The organism is Methanobacterium sp., assembly GCF_016217785.1.
In the GTDB taxonomy this organism is placed as follows: domain Archaea; phylum Methanobacteriota; class Methanobacteria; order Methanobacteriales; family Methanobacteriaceae; genus Methanobacterium.
On record NZ_JACRGA010000009.1, the window covers coordinates 20,656 to 40,179 of the forward strand.

The following is a 19,524-nucleotide window of genomic DNA, read 5'->3' on the forward strand; positions in this document are numbered from 1 at the left end:
CTTAGTTAACATTAACTATGAGCTTATTGGCATCGGTATGTTTATATTAACCCAAATATTAGTGAATGTATAGGAGGTTAGATAATGACCGGAAAGAATAATGTAGCTAAATTAGTTTATATTAGCGATGAACAGAAGGAAAAACTTATGGAAATTAAAAATATGGTTACAGAAATTGGTGGAAACACTTCATTAAATGAATTAATCCGTGATGCAATTGATGTTGCAATTTACTTCCATAAAAATGAGATTGTAGAACAACACAAGCCAAGAAGTATAATAGATAAATGGAGTTGATATTATGGGAAATTTAGAGGATAGAATTTTTGAATTGGAAAAAATTATGAGAAGACTGGATGCAACTTTTGAAATGTACTATGGTTGTCCTAATTCAAGTCATGATGAACGTCGATACGAAGCATGTAAAGATGAGTTGGTGGATGCATTATATTGTACTAATGAATTATGTGCAATTGTTAAACCTTCAGAGAATACATAAGACAGATTTTTAGGGATATAAGTTTCAGCATTCACAAGGTTTCCCTCTATTTTATGATTTGAGGCAAATTATAATGGATATGAAGATATGATAGTTAAGATTGGACATAAAAAAGCGGGTTCCTATATAGATTTCATTAAGCATAACCATAGTGCTTTATTGGAGATCCTGTCTAAAGGATCTAATAATTCTAAGGCAGTTTATGTTGCTGCGGTGATGGTTGAAGAGGGGTATGGAATAACTGACTTTGATATTTGTGCTGAAGATATTGGTAGTAAAGAGCCGTTAGCTGTTTTGAAGATTGTGATGAGGGCTAATGATGGTAGCGAAGATAATAATAGACGATCAGCTAGAAATAATAATTTACCCTGAATTAGGTAGGGATCTAGATGAGATCAGGTTGGCACTACCAGCTATGGGTTACAATCATGAAGGGATTCATATTTTAGATCTTCAGCCAGGAATCGGGAAAACTCATGCTGTAATTGATTTTTTAGGATCCCAAAACAGTTTCCTGGTTGTTACAGGTACTCATAAGCTTCTTGAGAGTGAGTATGAGAAGTTGGGTGTAATGCATTGGGAGAGCTTTCCTAAAATGTGTGAGGAATACTCTAAAGTTAAGAATATGCATTCTTTAGGAGTTCCTATCCATGTTATCTGTGAGTTTCAATGTTGTGAGAAGCATAAATGTCCTTATTGGACACAGTTTGACCATCCTAAAGCAATAGCTCCTTATCATTTTTTGGATACAAATCGAGTAAGAGAAGGTCATCATTTCAAATATGATATGTTAGTGGTCGACGAAGCAATGACCGGCTACAAAAGCATCACTGTAGATCTAAATGAATTAAAAGGGACAAAGGAGATAATTTCTAAATATATTTCCACATCTGAATTAGATGCATTAGTTGAATTAATGGATAAAGGTGAAGATACTTTTGATTTTATCCAAAGAAACATCAAGGATATTAATAAAGCTAAATATGCATCCCTTAAAAGTGCGCTTGCACAGGAAGAATGGGATGATGTTAAGAAGATAAGTTCTTTAAATGTTTCTGATTTACGTAAATTTGCTTATTATAGGAGTATTCATGAGGAAATTACAACTTATGATGAACCTAGATTTTATGAGATATTTGACCTTGCAAGACAAGGAGTTCCCATTATACTTATAGATGCTAGTTTTGATATGGATTTATTCCTTCTTTTGTATGGTAGATATGCATATGAGGATAGTAAAAAATCTCGGTCGCTATTAACCGGTAAAGAACTTAAACCCCTCCAAGATATCAAAATTAGTGTTTATGAAAGCCATATCCAGCAAAAAGAAAGAAAGATATATCGTATGGACAAAGATAACTTCTATTACAAAAAAGGTCTTTTAAACCAAGATAAAGAGCTCACGGAAAACGGAAAACGAACAATTGAACAATTAAAGTCATTTATCTTGAGAACCAAGAGGAAATATCCTAATGTGGGAATAATAACCTATAAAGAATTAATTCCTCATTTCTCCGTTTTGGGACCCACTGAGTATTTTTTCAATCTAAGAGGATCTAATGCATTGGAAAGTTGTGATGTTGTCTTTATTATAGGCACACCGCAGGCTAACCCTATAGAAACTGTCAAGGAGTACAATAAACTAGCCATGACTCACATTGGCCCTAAAGAGACTTATCGACGTACGTACACAAAGAAAGATGGTGAATTTCTCCTTAAAGATCCGGAGACTGGTAAATTAGAGTATCATCCATGGGGTGGTGGTGTAGAAAAAATACCTGACGCTTTACGGCCTAAAGGAGATGTTGGTTCGCATCGTATAGATGCAAGAGAGTATCAGATTCTTGATAGTGGCGAGGTTGATTTGGATATTTATTATCCTTTGCCTTATCTGGACCAGCTCAAATCAGATAGTGAACAATATCAAGCCATACATAGGGCTAGACCATTCTTAAATCAAAAAGAAATTTATGTATTTGGAAATGTACCTCGACAGATAAGAGAAGAATTTAATGTTATTTCATTGGACAAGGATCAGACGACTGCCTATTTCATGGGTACTGGCACACATGGAGTATATCCTTTAAGTTTATGGAGCTCAATAACCAGCTTATATCAAAAAAATGAATTAAACTCCTTAGAAATTGCTAAAGAGCTAAGATTATACAAACAGGATAAAAAAAGTTACAATACGCCATTTATCACAGCAATTATCAAGGGAGTCTTAAGTCCAAGGGATGTTAAGAAAATTGACAGATTGATTAAAGCAAATCCTGAAATTACTGCAAAGGGCATAAGGAGAGGATATAAGTTTGAGGGACCTGATAAATTTTTAGAAGATTGCATTTTTTATGCAAAAGAAGGTAATTTCATCAATATGTGAAATTTCTTAAGAAAACAAAAATAGCTAATTAACCTTTAAAGTTAGAAAGAAGATTAAATGCGCCCTTATTTCATGATGATTTTTGAGGCAATGTGAAAAATATTAAGACGGCCAAAATCATCATCTTCAAACAGAGCTTCTGGAGCTGTTATTTAGCTGTATTGGGGCTATGTGAGGTTTTTATTTTTGCGTCTACCCTCTAATATATTATACTTGTACATATTATTACATTTGATGTGTATTATAAGCAGTATCTGGGCCCATCGATAAGCTGCAATATAAAGTCCCTCCTCACCAACCGACTCTCACATATCCCCCAAATCTTATCTATGCATCGATATACACATTTATATATAAATATGTCCTTTAAATGATAAGAATAATAGAATCCGGTTGAGATAAAATTAAAAAACGTAAACAAACAAAGTCTATTAAGCAACTTTAGTGACAATGATCATTTAAAACTGTGGATCTATTATAAAAATTAAAAATTCACTCCCTAGTTCTGTAGTTCTAGGAGATAACATTCCATGTCCCGTCATTATAGTATTAAAACTATCATCAGATGTATTTAGTAAACCATGATTATAAAGATCTTTGAATATTTGAGTATAAAATTCTCTTTTTCCGTTCAATTCAGGAAACACATGTCTAACAACTCCAGATAGTTGTCCACTAGACCAATTTGGGAAATTTATATCATTTTGGCTTGCATATTCTTCAGGATCGTCAAATAAAAGCAATATTTTTAGATGCCATGATGTAAATGAATCAATGAAATCAAGGAACATTAGTTGTTTGTCTTCATCAGGAGCATTTGGTAGGGTTGAATTCAACACAACATTTTTTAAAGCTGTGATTTTTTCTATTTGATGATTTTTCACTGCTATAGGCAATGCATGAGTCAATGATGTGATGAAAATTTCATTTTCTACTAGTTCTTCAATGTTAAATTCTTCAACTTTTTCACTTATGCTCTGTAATTCTTCATAAATGGAGATTATGAATTCATCACGCCTTTTAGATATGGGAGCCTCTAGGATTAATGAAAAAATTTCAGCAGCTGATCCTCCAACAAGTGGTATTGTTGACAATGCACCTTTAGTTATTGCATGCCCCACATCACTTTTTGTAGGTTTTAGTTGTTTTTCCAAATCATCTCTATTCATTTGTTCATCCCTCATAATCCCCTGTAGAAAAATCCTTCTCTTACATCTGCTCAAGATACTTATGTTTAATTTCTTCAAATTCTTTTTCAGTTATTGCTCCCATATCTAATAGTTCTTTTGCTTTCTTAATTTCCTCTAAAGGCTTTCGAACTGTTATAATTCGTTTTTTACCTCCTCTACTGTCATTTATATTTTTAGATATGGATTTAAACATCTCAGAACTCTTCTTTTTAAATTTATCAACTTCTTCATGAACACCCTTCTCCTTTAGATAATCATCAGCTCTACCAGCAGCTTTAACAACATCATGGGGAAAATTCTCTAAGTCTTTGAGTTCCTTATCTATTTTAAAACCAGGTTTTTCAGCACATTCAGCACAAAAATTGCGCTCATTAACTTTTACACGGCAAGATTCACATAGAGGCTTATGGCATTTTACACAAGCTGCTATTGCTTCAACTTCCATATGATTAGAACATTTCATCAAAAAACACCTCATCCACTATGGGCCAAACATTCCTTGTGAATACATATAATCCGGTGTCTGAGCGGGGTTCAAAGCTAATACAATTATAATTATTAAAATCAATACAATAAATCCTATAACAACCAACAAAAAGATTTTATTCCTGAATAACGATGCAAATTCATTAACAATAGATTCAATTTGATTATTAGAGTTATAGGTCTTTCTTTTTTTAGTATAACAACTTTTACAATAACTGGTGCCATCAGCATTTACCAAGCAATCCTCACAAATAGCACTGCCGCATGACCCACAGAACTTCACAGCTTCTTTATCTGGATGTACTTCACATCTCATCATATTCCCCCCTATAATTAATATTAAGTGATTAGAACAATGATAATAATACTAATTTAACTTACTTAAATATATTTTTGTTTTATTCCCCCCAAACAAAAGGATAAATATTAATAGATATTCACATCGCTCACGCGCGCGCTTTATTCATTTTTCCATCACACAGAGCACACACGCCATTATCGGCTTGGCTTTCAGCCGATTATACTTCTAAAAAAAGGCCCCCCACTAATATATGCAAAACTAGTAAGCTACTTTGAGGGCTCTATTTATACTTTTATGTCTCGGATAGTTTACGGATGATTGATTCAGCTACGCTAATTAGATGTTTCCCATTAGATTGTAGCTCTTCTCTGTTACCCTCCCAACTACCAATATACAACCTGCTTTTATTATTTAGGATACCTATTGCACTACAGACAATAAAGCTTACAGTCTCCGCTGCAACCTCCTTAGCAGATCGATCTTCTGTTTCAAATAAGACTACTCCTGTATTTTCACAGTGTCCTAAAGCTACATGGGCCCATTCATGTATTAGTGTGGCACACATAGCAGCTTTATTCTTCTTTGGTGTGATGTTTATGGTTTTCCCATCTGTATTCCCATTTGATAGTCCTAGATCTTTAATGTTTACGGGTACTGGGGATGCATTGGCTATTCTTTCGAAGTCTACGTATCCTGAGATCAGATCTGAACACCCAAGATTCTCTATTGGTTCTCCACTTGTTTGGGAGATGTGAAATACTGAGACTGGGAAGTATCCAGTGACAATGTATGTTAAATCTCCGTTGTCTTCTTCTATTTTCTTAGTCATTGGTGCAAGTATTCTTATACTTCGCTCGCCTTTATTCACTTGACGTCCTTTTCCCTGCCATGCTTTGTAACCTGCTATTAGAGGATTTTCTATTGCTTCTGGTTTTTGTAGCCAGATTAAGATTGTGTTGTTAATGGAATATGTGTGGAAGCCATCATTCCATTTTTTAACAAACTTTTCCAATTCATCTGGGTCCTGACAGATGTTGTCTGCTATTTCATCCAGTTTATCACTCAGGTATTTGCCTAATTCTTTTCCTTTCAGTTCTTTTGGTATTTCCAATTTCATTTAAATCACCTTCTCTCATCCAATTGCGTTCCTCCTGCCAGTTACCTATCTCCTAATTCATTTGCTTTCAAACGCTCATTTCAATCACCTCATACTCTTAAAATAAGTAAAAGACCAAACACGGTCTAAAAAATTGATTAACACACTCATCGAATTAAACATCGAGAGCTATCGCTAGGGGTGTAATTCATTTAAAAACGGAAAGGAAGCAAGGAAACTTCGTCCATTGCTAGTTTAAGAGATGTAAAAACAGAGTAGATATCATTTCTGCAGTTAACATTAACTTTGAAAAATCGTTTGCAAGATTAAATCAAATAGATTGTATGGATTTCAACCTATTTTTAGAAGAGAGCTATCGCTAATGGGATTAAAATTATTAAAAAATTAAGACATCAACTAAGAGACTGATGCACAAGTTAATTCATCTTTTAATTGGAAAAAAGCATTTAGTCAGTATTTTTTCTATATTGAGTTTTAACAATATTTTTGTCTTCAAAAGCACTGCTAGATAAAATTGGGAGTAATTTGGCGATTGCATTTGGATCTGAAGGGTTCAAATTCTCTAAAAGTTCTTTAAACGACTTTTGAGTATCATCTTGAACCGACTTTATCTGATCTTTTAATTGGGCCATCTCTTCATTTTGCATTTTTAGTTTTTCATTTAGATCTTTATTCTTCTCTTTTATTTCTCTAAACTCTTCAGTTTCATAATCTCGTACGTTTGCTTTATCTAGTGAAAGTGTAGGTAATGCATCGGCATACATTTTTTTTAAATCTTCAGGATTGGCCTTCCAATATGCTCTATCCATATCACTTATTTTATGTCCTGCCATGAAATCAGCAATAACTTTTTCTCCTTTCTTATTTATGAAGGTAGAAATAAAATATTTACGAAGTGCATGGCTTCTCCAAAAGCTGTAGCTATTTTTGTCACGTTTAAAACCAGCAAGTTCACCTATACGGCGGAAATTTGTAACAATACTATCTCTTGATAGTTGTCCGCCATTTTTACTTGCAAATATATAATCAGAGTTATTATCAACCCTAACTTTCTCATTTCTCCCATTACACCGTTCCTTAAGATAGTGTATAATTTCTCGAGAAGCTTCTGGAGGAATAAACGTTATATGACTATACCTAGTTTTTTGACGAGTAATATGTAAAGTTAAAATCTCTTTAAGAATTTCATCTTCAAATTTGAATAGATCATTTACATCATCTAAAGGTTTTCCAATAGCCGAACTTGCTACATCAAGGTATTTCTTAATGGTTAAATCTCTTGCCTCTTGTTGACCCATCCCTGATAATGCCATGAGATAAATTAATGCACGTTCACGTGAAGATGCTGCATTCACTAGTTTACGAATGTCAGCTCGTTTTAATAGCCTGCCCTCATTTTTTTCTAAACCTATGTCTCCACTATCTAACTTAATATCGGGTAGAGTGATATCAAATGACATGTAAAAAGATCTAACAGTAGAAAAGTATAATTTTACAGTTTTTTTAGATTTACCTGATTCAATGAGATGTTTTTTATATTTGAGTAGATAATGATAAACTTTGGATTTTATTGGCCTAACACCTCTTTCTTCTTCTAAATCAGCTTCTTCAAATAATTCACTAGGTGTTTTACCAATAAGATCACAATAATCTTTAAAAGCAATACTATACGATTTTTGAGTTCCTTTAGCAATATTTCGCCTTAAAAACCAATTTTCAATAATTTCATCATCTTCCCCTTTCATGATTCTTTGTATGTAACATATGATATATAAATATATCCGACGTTGTGGTCAAATATACCCTGATATAACGAAGTTGCAAATATTCTGGATTTTTTTCATCACATTTACAATAATTTCGCTCCCAAATTTACACAATTTAATTTATTTATTTCAAAGATAAAAGTAAGAACATAACTTTATTTGTGAAAGAGGATACCCTACTCGATGGGGGTCAATTGAAAGGAAATATAAAATGTCTATTTTAAAACCACTTTACAGTGCATACGAATGGTATATATCCAGAGATCTCCGGCCGGAGGATATGCCCAAGCACGTAGCCATTACCATGGATGGTAACCGGAGATATGCAAGAATTCAAAGGAATATGAGTCCGCTGGATGGTCATAAACACGGAAAAAATACCCTTGAAGACTTTTTAGGATGGTGTGTTGATCTGGGAATAGAGATTATCACCGTGTACGCATTCTCAAGTAAGAACTTTAACCGGCCACAGGATGAGGTTCAAGGCTTGATGAAGCTTTTTAAAGAAAACTTTGAAGGAATAGCCAAAAATAAGAAAATTCACAAGAATGAAGTTCGGGTGAAAGCAGTTGGTCAGCTGGATTTACTTCCAGAGGATGTGAGAGAAGCCATAGATATTGCGGAAGCATCAACCGCTTCCTATAACAATATGCTTTTGAATATAGCCATTGGTTATGATGGGCGTTTAGAAATAGTGGACACCATTAAAAAGATTTCAGGAAAAGTTAAGGAAGGAAAACTGGATCCTGAAGACATTAATGAAGAAGTAGTAAATGAAAACCTTTATACTGCAGGATTAGATGATCCCAACCTTATCATAAGAACCAGTGGTGAGGAACGGTTTAGCGGATTTTTACTATGGCAGGCATCCTATTCAGAACTCTATTTCTGCGATAGTTACTGGCCTGCATTCCGAAAGGTAGACTTTTTAAGGGCTTTAAGATCATATCAGCAGAGAGAAAGGAGATTTGGGGTCTAAATCTTCCATTGTTATTTAATAAATATTTTAGTAAAATCATGAACCTCTAAAATAGTAGGGAATCTTAAAATTGGGATGTAATTTAAAATATATACGCTAACACTTTTTTATAAAAACACTAAACACTTTTTTATAAACATTAATAAGACTATTAACCCAACAATTATACTGATAGTTATGCAGCTACTGGAAAAATTTTCAATAAACCCTAAAAATATTCATCTTTATGATATAGCCTTTTTGCACGAGTCCTATTCCTATGAAAACGACCTCAATGAGTGTTATGAAAGATTGGAATTTTTAGGTGATGCAGTCCTGGATCTGGTGGTGTCTGAATTTTTATATGAAAAGGATCGGGATTTAGATGAGGGTGAATTAACCCGTATGCGTGCAAATTATGTGTGTAAAAAAGCTCTTTATACCTATTCCATGGATATAGGTCTGGATAAGTATGTAAAGTTAGGTGCTGGTGCTGAATTATCCAGAAGAGAATTTTATTCAGTTACTGGTGATGTATTTGAATCATTTATCGGGGCATTGTATCTTGATTTAGGTCTGGGTTCTGTTAAAAAATTTCTTTCAAAAACAGTCATGCCACATATAGATAATGGAGATGTCTTTTTTTATGATTATAAATCAGAATTACAACAATTATCGAATCAAGATGGTTTCAGCATAGTCTATGACTTACTTAACGAAGAAGGAGAACCACATAAGAAAACATTCACCATGGCTGCCATGATCAATGGTAAAAATTATGGAACTGGAGTTGGTGGGAATAAAAAAGAAGCACAGCAAAATGCGGCTAAAGAAGCTTTGAAAAATCTTTAAATCAATCACCCGGGTTTATTATTATTCTTAGGGTTTTCTTATTATTATATCAATGCAGTTTACATAATTTTATCTGATTAATAGTGTTGATTTTAAATTCTTAATGGTTATTATTAATAGTCATTTTTTTATTATAATTTAAATTTGTAATCATGGCAGGATTTATATACCAGTAAGACATACACTTCAAGTGTAACACATGACACTAAAAGTGATTTTACTGAGGGGTTGTCCAAAATTCCAGTTGACCATGTTCTGATACTGGCCATTATAATCATATCATCCTTACTGGCAGTTTTCATCCTGTTTAAATTAGTATACAAGCATAATCCTATTTGTGATGAATATTATGGTGCTGAAATTGTTCTTTTTCACAGTGATGAGCGTTATAAAAAGAGAGTTTGGAGATTTAACCTCATTGAGGACTTCAAAAATAAAAAATCCAATGGGAAAATAAATGAGAGGCTAGAACTTAAGGTTATCGTGGGTGAATTCAGTGAAAACACCCAGGAAATTGTTAAACACGCAGCCAACCACAATTTTGAGTCTATTATTATCATTGCAGGGCCTAATGTATTTTGTGAGGACAGAACGGAAATTTACACTTTACTTGATAAATATAATGATGTAAAGTATTTTATTTTACCAGAAAGACCCACCAAACATTTCATGATTTTCAACAACACACATCTGTACGTTGAAAAGCCTCACCGCCACACAGAAACTAGAGGCTCAGTAGGGATAAAAAAATGCAACCGTAAATTATTAAATATTTACAATATAGCCTTCAATAAAATTTTAACTCATGCAAAACCATTAACCAAAGAAGACGTGTTAAATCAGCAGTGTTATAAAGAATAAAAGGAAGTTAAAGAATGGATTTAACCCACTTAATACCAGAATTTCTGGTTTTCAGCCTGGCAGGATCCTCATTATCCATAGCCGCCTACTCCGCCTTCCGTGATAAGAACGATGACCAGAAACTCTTACTGGTTGTTGCCAGCTGTTTCACCTTCGCCTTTTTAGTACTTTTCACCTTAACCTTCCTCACACAGGACAACCTGACCGGGTTGCAGTACCTTTTTGCCTCTATTTTTTATTTTCTAATATTCATGGCTGTACTGGGAATAATGGGGTTCATCATCCGCAGATTAATAGTTGACCAGAGATCAAAAGATGATGAACTTGACTCTGCAATTGATATCATTGATTCTGGTAAAGATGGACTGGATAGTTTCATAAATTTACTGGAATCCCAAAAAAAGTAAACATAGGATGATCATAGTCTAATGTTATTAATTTCAACAATTAAAACACCAGAAACCTGGAAAAAATATAATGAATATAAATTCAAGCTCCCTCCTCAATACAAAAAAATGTATAAAAAAATAAAAATCTCCGAAATACCCCTATTTCAACCGTTTAGTATACATGGGCTGATCATTTTACTGGTATTTTGAGGAATTTAATATTCGGGATTATTTTAAAGAAAAATTTAGGAATACTGGATAAAAAAAATCAGATGATATATTTTGAAAAAATGATATATTTTGAAACTTTTCATTTTACGCAGAATTCACTTAAAATCTATGATAACCTGGTGTATATATTATCATCTATAATTTAATACTTTATCCTTTTTCATACTTTCATCCACTATCTAAAATTTTTTAATGATAACATATTACAATGGAATTGGTATTAATATGCAAAATTATACTGAAGGATGAAATTATTTTTTAGGTATGATTTCATGAATTTGATTATGAGGTGTACATGAAAACTTCACAATTACTGGAAAAAATAAAGAAGGACCTGGAAAAATATCAGGAAATAATGAAGAAGGAACCTGCTGATTTTAAACTTAATAAACTTCCCGGTGAAGTTAAGGATATCCATAAAACCATGTCCCAGTACAACCAGGATAACTTCCCGGAAATAATGAACTCAGCAAGTGAAGATTACAACGGAGAGGTTGATGTGGAAGATTTAAAAGACATGGAGGCTAGAATAGATCACTACTTCCAGTTGCATGGATCAGGTGATGATGAGTTTAAAGAATTTATTAAAGGAATCTCAATTTACTTAACTTTCATTGCCCGTAAACCTTTACATCCTCCCGGCATTACTTTCTCCAATAAAACCACTGTTTATGAAACCGATGGAGTTTTCTACTGCACCGGGAAAAAAATGTTCATTAGAGATGAACTTTCACTGTGCAAATACTGCATATGCCAATCCAGCCCTGCAGATACACCACCATAACCTTGAATGATTTTTTGTGTATTACTATAACAAAAATGCTTTATTGACAGTTTTTATTTAGTTATCAGGTTATAAATCTTTAAACTTTTTCTATTTATTAATTACTCTTAAAATCGTCTCTTAAATGAAATTTCAGGAATTATTTTACCTTTTTATTCATTAAAATTGGATTAACTAACTCTCTTTTTTTAAAAAACTATAATACTGAATGTTAACAAAATAATGTATAATAGTTTTTATAAAATGGGGGGTGGAATTGTGTTATCTTATTCTTTAACTGATGAAGAGATTGAGGAATTTATAAGGGAATCTGAAGAACTCTCTGGTGATGAGACGTTAAAAGCTTTGATGGCCTACTATGCCAAGGAGTCTCCTAAGTATGAAATACCAGAAGACCCAATAGCAACTGACGTGGTTTACCACATGATCCGGAATGAACTGAAACTGGATGGTAACCCGTCACTGAATCTGGCCAGTTTTGTAACCACTGAAATGGATGAACACGCAGAGAAATTGTTCATGGAAAATGCTGGTAAAAACTTCGTGGATCAGGATGAATATCCCTACTCCAGTTTAATACAGGACAGGGTTATCAGCATCCTTGCTCGTCTTTACAACGCACCAGAAGATAGCAAACCCATCGGCACTAGTGTTATTGGTTCTTCAGAAGCTATAATGTTAGGATTACTGGCCCATAAATGGAACTGGAAGAAGAAACGCGAAAACGAAGGTAAATCCACGGATAAACCCAACATCATATTTGGTGAGGATGTACATGTAGTGTGGAAGAAGTTCGCACGTTACTTCGATGTAGAACCCCGTATAATACCCATGGAAGAGGATAACTACGTGATGAATGTGGATCTGGTGAGAAAGAGTATTGATGAGAACACTATATGCGTTGGCACAGTACTGGGAACCACCTTCACTGGAGAAATGGACCCCATAAGTAAAATCAACGACATGCTAATTGAAATCAACAAAGAAAAGGGATGGAACATCCCCATACACGTGGATGCTGCCAGTGGAGGATTTGTGGTCCCCTTCATCTACCCCGAAATGAAATGGGACTTCAGACTTTCCCATGTTCGCAGTATCAATGTTTCCGGCCATAAATACGGTCTTGTATTTCCAGGTGTTGGTTTCCTGATATTCCGGAACGAATCGGACCTACCCAATGATCTGATATTCGAGGTGAACTACTTGGGGGGTGTGATGCCTACCTACAGCCTTAACTTCTCCAAAGGGGCCAGTACAATTATTGCCCAGTATTTCAACCTTCTAGCAATTGGAAGAAATGGATACACGGCTATTATGGGACTACTATTTAATAATGCAGAATACCTGGCCCGGAAGATGGATTCCAGTGGAAAATTCAAGGTAATCAACAACGAAACCCGAATCTTGCCACTGGTGGCATTTGAGCTGGATGAAAAATGTAATTTTGATGTTTTCAACTTTTCTGAGAGAATAAGACAGAAAGGATGGATAATCCCCGCCTACACACTACCTAAAAATGCTGAGGATAAAGCCATACTGCGCATTGTAATCAGACTCACCATGAGCCGGGAACAGGTAAACATCCTTTACAATGACCTGTTGGATGCCTATGATAGCCTGGAAAAAGACATTGATGAAGTTCTAAGATATGCAAAGCATCAGGAAAATATACAGGCTTCCAGAGACCATCATGATACTATCTGCTGAGAGTTTACCTACCTTATTTTTTTAGAACTAACTTTGAGAGTGAATTTATTATAATTTCATTAAAGAGGATTCTATCTCCAATAAATGATTAATATTCCCAATTACGATAAAGAATCTTAATAAAGATTATTTCTCCATAATATGAATAATTGTCTTAATAAAGGATTAATTATCTTATAATATGATTTCTACCCCATTCTCTAATAATAATTATCCATTTGATTATAGAACTGCATTCTGATTCAAGTTGTGTTGTTAAAATAAAGAAGTTTAGTTACACGCGACACATTACCAGTCCTATTAGTAAAACTATGGAAAATATTCCAACAATAGTGATGGTTTCTCTGTTATTCATTCAAACACCTCCTTATAGATATTAGTGCCTAACATTATTATGGGGTTCAATCATTATAATCTTATTTTAATATTATAAATATATTCCAACATTATTCTATAATAACAACAATTAGTATTATGCAGTTGATATAATAAAATCAGATGGGCCTAAGAATAAACAGGGGACTGTTTAAGGAATAACCAAAACAGGGGACATGGTTTAAAAGATAATCAAGCTAGTAATCTTAAAGCGGCCTGGTTTGGGAAGAAGAAATAGGACGCTCTGGTGAGTAGATACTGGACTATTTAGTGAAGTCGAAACAGGTCTTTCAGGATAGATGGAAAGGGTTCGAGTCGGTGAAGATGAAACCGGTCTAGCTGGAGATGCAGAAAGCAAACGCTCTGGTGAAGATGAAAGTATTCTGGTTGGAGATGAGGATAAAAGGCGGAGGCGAATTTAAAATGAACATACTGAGATCAAGGACTTGGCATTTTCCCAGGAAAATGAAGCAGCAATAACATTAACATTGGAATTAGTGGATGAATCCGGAGAATATGCAGAAGTAATACTTCCACCCAACATTACTGAAGATGATAAAAGGATTGTTAAAACTGTTAAGATGAACTTACTGCCCATAACAATCTCCCCCCTCCCAAAAGAATTTCATACTCCCCTTTAATATAATCTGAAAATATTCTAGATAGAATTCTAGATTAGATCTATATTTTTAACTTAAAATTTTCCCCATAAATGTATTAAAAAATTATTGAATATTTTTAGGTTAGATCATGACCAACCAAGTAAGATTATGGCCACTGCCAGGTAAATGGCCAGGGTGGCAATGTCACTGAAGATAGTGGCCAGTGGACCGGTAGCCAGTGCGGGGTCGTAGTTAAATTTTCGTAAAATCAGGGGTGCTAAGGTGTTGATGGTTACCGAAGCAATTATGCTAAAAAACAGTGCCAGGAAAATTATAACCCCCAATATCAGGTTTTGGCGGGTGAGATAGGCCAGTAAAGCTGCAAAAGCACCGGATGCAAGTGCCAGTACGGTGGCTACCAGTATTTCCCTGGTTAAATATTTTCGAACATCTAAATGTGTGTCCAGGGCCATACTTCGAATAATCAAGGCTTCAGTCTGGGCCCCGGCAGCATCACTCATATACACCATCACCGGTATGAAACTAGCCAGGGCAATGAAACTGGCCAGAAGCTCCTCAAACTGGGCAATTAATGATGCGGCCAGTGTACCACCAATAACTCCAATAATGAGCCATGGCAGACGTGAACGGATCATATGGATGGCTGATGAATGTATGGATATGTATTCATCCCCAACACGGTGAAATATACCTCCAAAGTTAAAAACATCACTCTGCACTTCCAGGTTGAAAATCTGGAGTATGGTATCATAGGGCACCACACCCATGAACCTGCCTTCCTCATTTACCACGGGTATGGACTTCAAACCATGAGACAATGCCAGATAAACCAGTCTTCCCTGATCAGTGGTGACATCGGCGGTTACCAGATCACGGACCATGATCTCGGAGGCCTTAACAGTTTTATCCACGGTAACCAGGATATCTTTAATTGAAATAACCCCAACCAGGGTGTTAATTTTATCAGTGAGGTATATGTAATCTAGACTATTGAATTGGGATGATTTATCAACTAAGACCTCTTTAATTTTCCCAATGGTATCATCTGCACTGAAAACAGGGACCTCTGTTACCATGTTGTATCCGGCAGTTTTCTCAGGATATTCAAGTGTGGCTTCCATTTTACTGTCACTTCTCCAGGATAATTAATAATCGTAGTAAATCTATAGCACGGGCTTTGTTAAAAAAGCTACTATTAATGCACTGGTGAAAACTTCCCATGCAAATCACATCTTCCTAGATTTTCACATCACTTAAAATGTTTAATAAAACCTTTAAAATTTATTTTTTAAAAAACCACCCAAGCCCCCTATAGATCATTTTATAGGTACCAAAAATCAATATATAAATACTGAATTTTAAGTGAATTTTAAGCCGCTTTTTTTTAGTATTAATTTAAAAATAAATTTACGGAGCTGATTTTACGTTAAATAATATTACAGGATATATTCCTATAATTTCCACTGTTTTAGGAGTGATTATGGGATTGGCCTCTAGTGAGATAAGCAACTTACGAAGGGATAGAAGGTCAAAGAGAAGGAAAATAAACTCTACTCGAACGTTAATTTCCCTTGAAAATGATAAAAATATGGAATTACTTAAGGATTTCTGGTATAAATTAAACAAAGATGCCGAAAGTGAAGTTGTGGGGGATGAGTTGAAGATCCTCCTGGCCCATCGGCTGATTAAAATGCCTATGCCTTCATGGAATGAGATAATGTGGAGAAACCAGGCATCACTACTGGCAATAACCTTCACTGATAAAGAAATAATCTCCATATCCTCTTTTAATAACTGTCTGGAACTTCTTAAATCTATTTATTCTAAATTAATAGATCTGGATACTAAAGACAGGGAATATAACAGCACATATGCTTCCAGTGGAGTTAAATTATCTTCATTTCCACGTTCAAAACGTTTTAAAGAGGAAGCGCCTGGTTTGTGGGATGAGTTTGAGGAGATAACCCTCAACCTAATAGAAAAAGGCAATCCTCTCACCAGAACTAAAAAATGAATAATCTTCAGTACTAAAAAATGAATGATCTTCAAATAATTTTTTCACATACTGCAGGATATGTTTCTAAGTTATGATAAATCAATCTTCTAAAATACCATTTAAATTATTCGTAGCATCTTCATTCAAAGGATTAATAACCAAAGCCTTCCTATAGGCAGTTATAGCTCCTTCTTTATCACCTAGTGCCTCAAGCGCCATGCCCAGTATACACCAGGCATCATCCCAATCAGACCTGATTTTAATGAGATTATTCGAGGCATCTTTACTTTCAGGATAGCTACCAGTTTTATGCAAGGAAACTGCCATATAATAAAGAGCTTCAGCATCTTCTTCTTGATTCTTAAGGACTTTCTGAAAGGATTCAATAGCTTCTTCATGTTTTTCCTGTTTTGCCAGGATCATACCCTTATACTTCAATGCAGAAAGGTTACCTTCATCCATTTCCAGAACTTTCTGGAAGCATTCCAGTGATTCTTTAAGGTTTCCGTTAAGATAGAATGATTCACCCTTCAGGGTAAGATTTTCAGGGTTTTCAAATTCTTGATAACCTTCTGCACCCACCATTGGAGGTTTAAAAGGCGAAGTGGTGGTTTCCATATGATCATAAGTTATATTAGTGGGTAGATCTACACTTTCACCATTCATCATCTTCAGAATAGATTCTAAGATGAAAATAGTTCCCTTTTTATGTAATGGTTTATTATCATTACCACACTTAGGGGAATAAATACAGGTAGGGCATCCTTTACGGCACTGACAGCTTTTCACCATGTCCCGGGTTACTTCAACCAGTTTTTCCATTACCTCAACTGCTTTCTCTGCCAGGCCAATACCACCCTCATAGGCATCATAGATGAAAATAGTTGCCTTACCTGTCTCAGGATGGTAATTGGTGGATAAACCCCCAATATCGAAACGGTCACAGAGTACTAGTAAGGGGAACATGGAGATAAGGGCATGTTCTGCGCCGTGCAGGCTACCAGGGTAGGCATCCTTTTTGGTGAAAATATTTTCCAATGTATCCTGGACTAATCCCGGGACAGTGAACCATAAACCACGCGTATGATACTTTAATGGGGGTAACTCCAGGTTATGAGTGGATAGGGTTTTCCCGTAAATCATTGTCTTGTATTTATAGAAATCCTGGGTAACCTTAACCTCACCAAAGGAAACACTGAAATTACCTATCCGTCTGGAGCTAATCTCCTTTTCAATGGAAACATCCACATTTTTAAGGGCCTGGGTATGGTATTCCACATCCATCTTCTTAACATTGATGGTTCTTTTGACCAGGTCGAAACTGTCCACGGTGTAGGTTTCACCCTGGTTGATGAGTACTGCTCCTTCGTGGGCTTCACTGTAGGCATGCTGACGGTCCATGGTCTCCATTAGTCGTTTATTATGGAAAACCTTAAAGTGGTCACTGGATATCTGATCCAGGCTGATGTTCATGGCCGGACTTTTAAGCCCTATATAGGTTAACCCAATTAGGGTTTCCTTTACCAGTCCGCCCTGACGAATAGCCTCCAGAGTATCATAATCTGCTTCAAAATATTTTTCAAAATCATCCACTGTTAATGGTAATTCTTTAACCGCACACATAAGATGTCCCTGGGTTATTTTCTTGTTCTGAAGGTCGATGACTGCATTCTCATGACTTTTGTGGAAAAGGAATTCAGGGTGCTTCATGAGGTACTGGTCAAGGGCGTTTTCAAAGGCCACCATAATGACCAGTGACTCATTTTCTGCACGTCCTGCACGTCCTGCCTGCTGCCAGGTGCTGATCATGGTTCCAGGGTAGCCGCTGATAATCACACTATCTAAACTACCAATATCCAATCCCAGCTCCAGGGCATTGGTGCAGGTCACACCCACCAGACTACCGGTTTTAAGTCCCTTCTCAATTTTACGTCTCTCTTGGGCCAGATAACCAGACCTGTAGGCGGTTATACGGTTGACCAGGTCTGGTTTTGTTTCGTTTAACTCTCTTTTAGTCCACATGGCAATGATTTCTGCCATTTTACGGCTGACAGTGAAACATAAAGTCTGGAGATCGTTAGTGACCATGAGCTGGAACAGGTTCTTGGTCTCCTGGTGGGTGGAAAGATCACCCCACTTGGCAAAGGGGTTATAAAGAATGAAATGTTTCTTCCCACTGGGAGAAGTATCCTGGTTAACCTCCTGGAAACTCATACCCACCAGGTTACGGCTGAACTCATCAGGGTTGGCCAGGGTGGCTGATGAGAGAATGAACTGAGGGTAACTGCCGTAATGGTTACAGATTCGTCTTAATCTACGGATGAGGAATGCTACATTGGATCCGAAAACACCACGGTAATGATGGGCCTCATCAATTACCACGTACTTCAGGTTCTTGTAAAAACGTGACCACTGGTGATGCCAATCCATTATAAGGTGTAACATGTAAGGGTTGGTGAGAATTAAACGTGAGTTTTCCTTAATCCAGGGACGGATATTCTTGGGAGTGTCACCATCGTAGATATTGGGTTTAAAATCCAATCCACAGGATGATTCCAGGTGTTTTAAGACATTTAACTGGTCATTAGCCAGTGCCTTGGCTGGGTAAATGTAAAGGGCAGTGGCCTCTTCCTCACGGCTTAAAGTTTCAACAATAGCCAGGTTAAATGCAAGGGTTTTACCAGAAGCAGTGGGAGTGGTTATAAGAACATTTTCACCTTCCCTGATGAGCTCGGTGGCTTCAACCTGGTGTTGGTAGAGTTTTATACGACTGTCCTGGAGATATTTCTGCAAGGATAAAGGGAGTTCTTTCACTTCACCGTACTGTGCCTGGCGTTCATTGAGGGTTTCAATGTGTTCCACCTTCCTGCGGAAGATTCTATTTTTTTCCAGGGTTTCAAGGACGTTTTTAAGCATTTAAATCAGGGTTAATAAATAGGGGTTTATACAAAACTATTTTAAAACAATTCTATTATAATTTCCCCCTTAATTAATTAAAACCTATTA

The 19,524-nt window shown here is 35.7% G+C and carries 20 protein-coding genes; 13 read left to right on the forward strand and 7 right to left on the reverse strand.

Annotated elements, in window-relative coordinates; genetic code table 11:
* Nucleotides 1-84: 84 nt before the first annotated feature.
* The 4 genes from HY987_RS04305 (at nucleotide 85) to HY987_RS04320 (ending at nucleotide 2,882) form a co-directional block, all read left to right on the forward strand.
* Complete coding sequence (locus tag HY987_RS04305) at nucleotides 85-297, forward strand: hypothetical protein (RefSeq protein ID WP_292755989.1); 213 nt, start codon at nucleotides 85-87, stop codon at nucleotides 295-297.
* 4 nt (nucleotides 298-301) lie between these two features.
* Complete coding sequence (locus tag HY987_RS04310; protein WP_292755990.1) at nucleotides 302-499, forward strand: hypothetical protein; 198 nt, start codon at nucleotides 302-304, stop codon at nucleotides 497-499.
* Nucleotides 500-658: 159 nt separating this feature from the next.
* A complete protein-coding gene (locus HY987_RS04315; RefSeq protein WP_292755991.1) occupies nucleotides 659-871 on the forward strand; it encodes a hypothetical protein in 213 nt (70 codons plus the stop codon).
* Nucleotides 816-2,882 carry a hypothetical protein gene (locus tag HY987_RS04320; RefSeq protein WP_292755992.1) on the forward strand — a complete coding sequence of 689 codons (2,067 nt, stop codon included), beginning with the start codon at nucleotides 816-818 and terminating at the stop codon, nucleotides 2,880-2,882. Before HY987_RS04315 ends, HY987_RS04320 begins: the two co-directional genes overlap by 56 nt.
* Before the next feature lie 458 nt (nucleotides 2,883-3,340).
* Here HY987_RS04320 and HY987_RS04325 read toward each other — a convergent pair whose 3' ends face one another.
* From HY987_RS04325 to HY987_RS04345, 5 genes are all read right to left on the reverse strand, one after another.
* The gene (locus HY987_RS04325) at nucleotides 3,341-4,066 is read right to left on the reverse strand and encodes a hypothetical protein (RefSeq protein ID WP_292755994.1); all 726 of its coding nucleotides are present in this window, start codon (nucleotides 4,064-4,066) and stop codon (nucleotides 3,341-3,343) included.
* A gap of 25 nt (nucleotides 4,067-4,091) precedes the next feature.
* Entirely contained in the window at nucleotides 4,092-4,517 is a 426-nt protein-coding gene (locus tag HY987_RS04330) for an SHOCT domain-containing protein (RefSeq protein WP_292755996.1), read from the reverse strand.
* Between the two features lie 36 nt (nucleotides 4,518-4,553).
* Nucleotides 4,554-4,874, reverse strand: a complete 321-nt coding sequence (locus tag HY987_RS04335; RefSeq protein WP_292755997.1) for a B-box zinc finger protein — start codon at nucleotides 4,872-4,874, stop codon at nucleotides 4,554-4,556.
* Between the two features lie 277 nt (nucleotides 4,875-5,151).
* Nucleotides 5,152-5,976, reverse strand: coding sequence for an ArdC family protein (locus HY987_RS04340; protein ID WP_292755999.1), 825 nt, complete (start codon nucleotides 5,974-5,976; stop codon nucleotides 5,152-5,154).
* A 446-nt stretch (nucleotides 5,977-6,422) separates the two neighbouring features.
* A complete protein-coding gene (locus tag HY987_RS04345; RefSeq protein WP_292756001.1) occupies nucleotides 6,423-7,721 on the reverse strand; it encodes a tyrosine-type recombinase/integrase in 1,299 nt (432 codons plus the stop codon).
* A gap of 232 nt (nucleotides 7,722-7,953) precedes the next feature.
* On the opposite strand from HY987_RS04345, the gene uppS reads away from it, so the two are divergent.
* The 8 genes from uppS to HY987_RS04385 all read left to right on the forward strand — a co-directional run bounded on the left by uppS (nucleotide 7,954) and on the right by HY987_RS04385 (nucleotide 14,540).
* Nucleotides 7,954-8,721 (forward strand): polyprenyl diphosphate synthase, encoded by a 768-nt coding sequence (gene uppS / locus HY987_RS04350; RefSeq protein WP_292756003.1) that lies wholly within the window; start codon nucleotides 7,954-7,956, stop codon nucleotides 8,719-8,721.
* Between the two features lie 177 nt (nucleotides 8,722-8,898).
* A complete protein-coding gene (gene rnc, locus HY987_RS04355) occupies nucleotides 8,899-9,552 on the forward strand; it encodes a ribonuclease III (RefSeq protein ID WP_292756004.1) in 654 nt (217 codons plus the stop codon).
* Nucleotides 9,553-9,780: 228 nt separating this feature from the next.
* On the forward strand, nucleotides 9,781-10,413 hold the full coding sequence (locus tag HY987_RS04360; protein ID WP_292756006.1) for a hypothetical protein: 633 nt from the start codon (nucleotides 9,781-9,783) through the stop codon (nucleotides 10,411-10,413).
* A 14-nt stretch (nucleotides 10,414-10,427) separates the two neighbouring features.
* Nucleotides 10,428-10,820, forward strand: a complete 393-nt coding sequence (locus HY987_RS04365; RefSeq protein ID WP_292756008.1) for a hypothetical protein — start codon at nucleotides 10,428-10,430, stop codon at nucleotides 10,818-10,820.
* Between the two features lie 508 nt (nucleotides 10,821-11,328).
* The gene (locus HY987_RS04370; protein ID WP_292756009.1) at nucleotides 11,329-11,817 is read left to right on the forward strand and encodes a DUF2115 family protein; all 489 of its coding nucleotides are present in this window, start codon (nucleotides 11,329-11,331) and stop codon (nucleotides 11,815-11,817) included.
* Nucleotides 11,818-12,075: 258 nt separating this feature from the next.
* Nucleotides 12,076-13,524 (forward strand): glutamate decarboxylase, encoded by a 1,449-nt coding sequence (locus HY987_RS04375; RefSeq protein WP_292756011.1) that lies wholly within the window; start codon nucleotides 12,076-12,078, stop codon nucleotides 13,522-13,524.
* A 674-nt stretch (nucleotides 13,525-14,198) separates the two neighbouring features.
* Complete coding sequence (locus tag HY987_RS04380) at nucleotides 14,199-14,321, forward strand: hypothetical protein (RefSeq protein WP_292756013.1); 123 nt, start codon at nucleotides 14,199-14,201, stop codon at nucleotides 14,319-14,321.
* Between the two features lie 24 nt (nucleotides 14,322-14,345).
* Entirely contained in the window at nucleotides 14,346-14,540 is a 195-nt protein-coding gene (locus tag HY987_RS04385) for a hypothetical protein (protein WP_292756015.1), read from the forward strand.
* A 107-nt stretch (nucleotides 14,541-14,647) separates the two neighbouring features.
* Here HY987_RS04385 and HY987_RS04390 read toward each other — a convergent pair whose 3' ends face one another.
* On the reverse strand, nucleotides 14,648-15,643 hold the full coding sequence (locus HY987_RS04390; protein ID WP_292756016.1) for a magnesium transporter: 996 nt from the start codon (nucleotides 15,641-15,643) through the stop codon (nucleotides 14,648-14,650).
* A gap of 467 nt (nucleotides 15,644-16,110) precedes the next feature.
* Here HY987_RS04390 and HY987_RS04395 point away from each other — a divergent pair, with 467 nt between their 5' ends.
* Nucleotides 16,111-16,536, forward strand: coding sequence for a hypothetical protein (locus HY987_RS04395; protein ID WP_292756018.1), 426 nt, complete (start codon nucleotides 16,111-16,113; stop codon nucleotides 16,534-16,536).
* Between the two features lie 81 nt (nucleotides 16,537-16,617).
* Here HY987_RS04395 and HY987_RS04400 read toward each other — a convergent pair whose 3' ends face one another.
* Nucleotides 16,618-19,434, reverse strand: coding sequence for a DEAD/DEAH box helicase (locus HY987_RS04400; RefSeq protein ID WP_292756019.1), 2,817 nt, complete (start codon nucleotides 19,432-19,434; stop codon nucleotides 16,618-16,620).
* Nucleotides 19,435-19,524: the final 90 nt, after the last annotated feature.

Coding starts and splice junctions, on each gene's coding strand:
- HY987_RS04305 (WP_292755989.1), top strand. CDS start 85: ATGACCGGAAAGAATAATGTAGCTAAATTAGTTTATATTAGCGATGAA.
- HY987_RS04310 (WP_292755990.1), top strand. CDS start 302: ATGGGAAATTTAGAGGATAGAATTTTTGAATTGGAAAAAATTATGAGA.
- HY987_RS04320 (WP_292755992.1), top strand. CDS start 816: ATGATGGTAGCGAAGATAATAATAGACGATCAGCTAGAAATAATAATT.
- HY987_RS04325 (WP_292755994.1), bottom strand. CDS start 4,066: ATGAGGGATGAACAAATGAATAGAGATGATTTGGAAAAACAACTAAAA.
- HY987_RS04330 (WP_292755996.1), bottom strand. CDS start 4,517: ATGGAAGTTGAAGCAATAGCAGCTTGTGTAAAATGCCATAAGCCTCTA.
- HY987_RS04335 (WP_292755997.1), bottom strand. CDS start 4,874: ATGAGATGTGAAGTACATCCAGATAAAGAAGCTGTGAAGTTCTGTGGG.
- HY987_RS04340 (WP_292755999.1), bottom strand. CDS start 5,976: ATGAAATTGGAAATACCAAAAGAACTGAAAGGAAAAGAATTAGGCAAA.
- HY987_RS04345 (WP_292756001.1), bottom strand. CDS start 7,721: ATGAAAGGGGAAGATGATGAAATTATTGAAAATTGGTTTTTAAGGCGA.
- uppS (WP_292756003.1), top strand. CDS start 7,954: ATGTCTATTTTAAAACCACTTTACAGTGCATACGAATGGTATATATCC.
- rnc (WP_292756004.1), top strand. CDS start 8,899: ATGCAGCTACTGGAAAAATTTTCAATAAACCCTAAAAATATTCATCTT.
- HY987_RS04365 (WP_292756008.1), top strand. CDS start 10,428: ATGGATTTAACCCACTTAATACCAGAATTTCTGGTTTTCAGCCTGGCA.
- HY987_RS04370 (WP_292756009.1), top strand. CDS start 11,329: ATGAAAACTTCACAATTACTGGAAAAAATAAAGAAGGACCTGGAAAAA.
- HY987_RS04380 (WP_292756013.1), top strand. CDS start 14,199: ATGGAAAGGGTTCGAGTCGGTGAAGATGAAACCGGTCTAGCTGGAGAT.
- HY987_RS04390 (WP_292756016.1), bottom strand. CDS start 15,643: ATGGAAGCCACACTTGAATATCCTGAGAAAACTGCCGGATACAACATG.
- HY987_RS04395 (WP_292756018.1), top strand. CDS start 16,111: ATGGAATTACTTAAGGATTTCTGGTATAAATTAAACAAAGATGCCGAA.
- HY987_RS04400 (WP_292756019.1), bottom strand. CDS start 19,434: ATGCTTAAAAACGTCCTTGAAACCCTGGAAAAAAATAGAATCTTCCGC.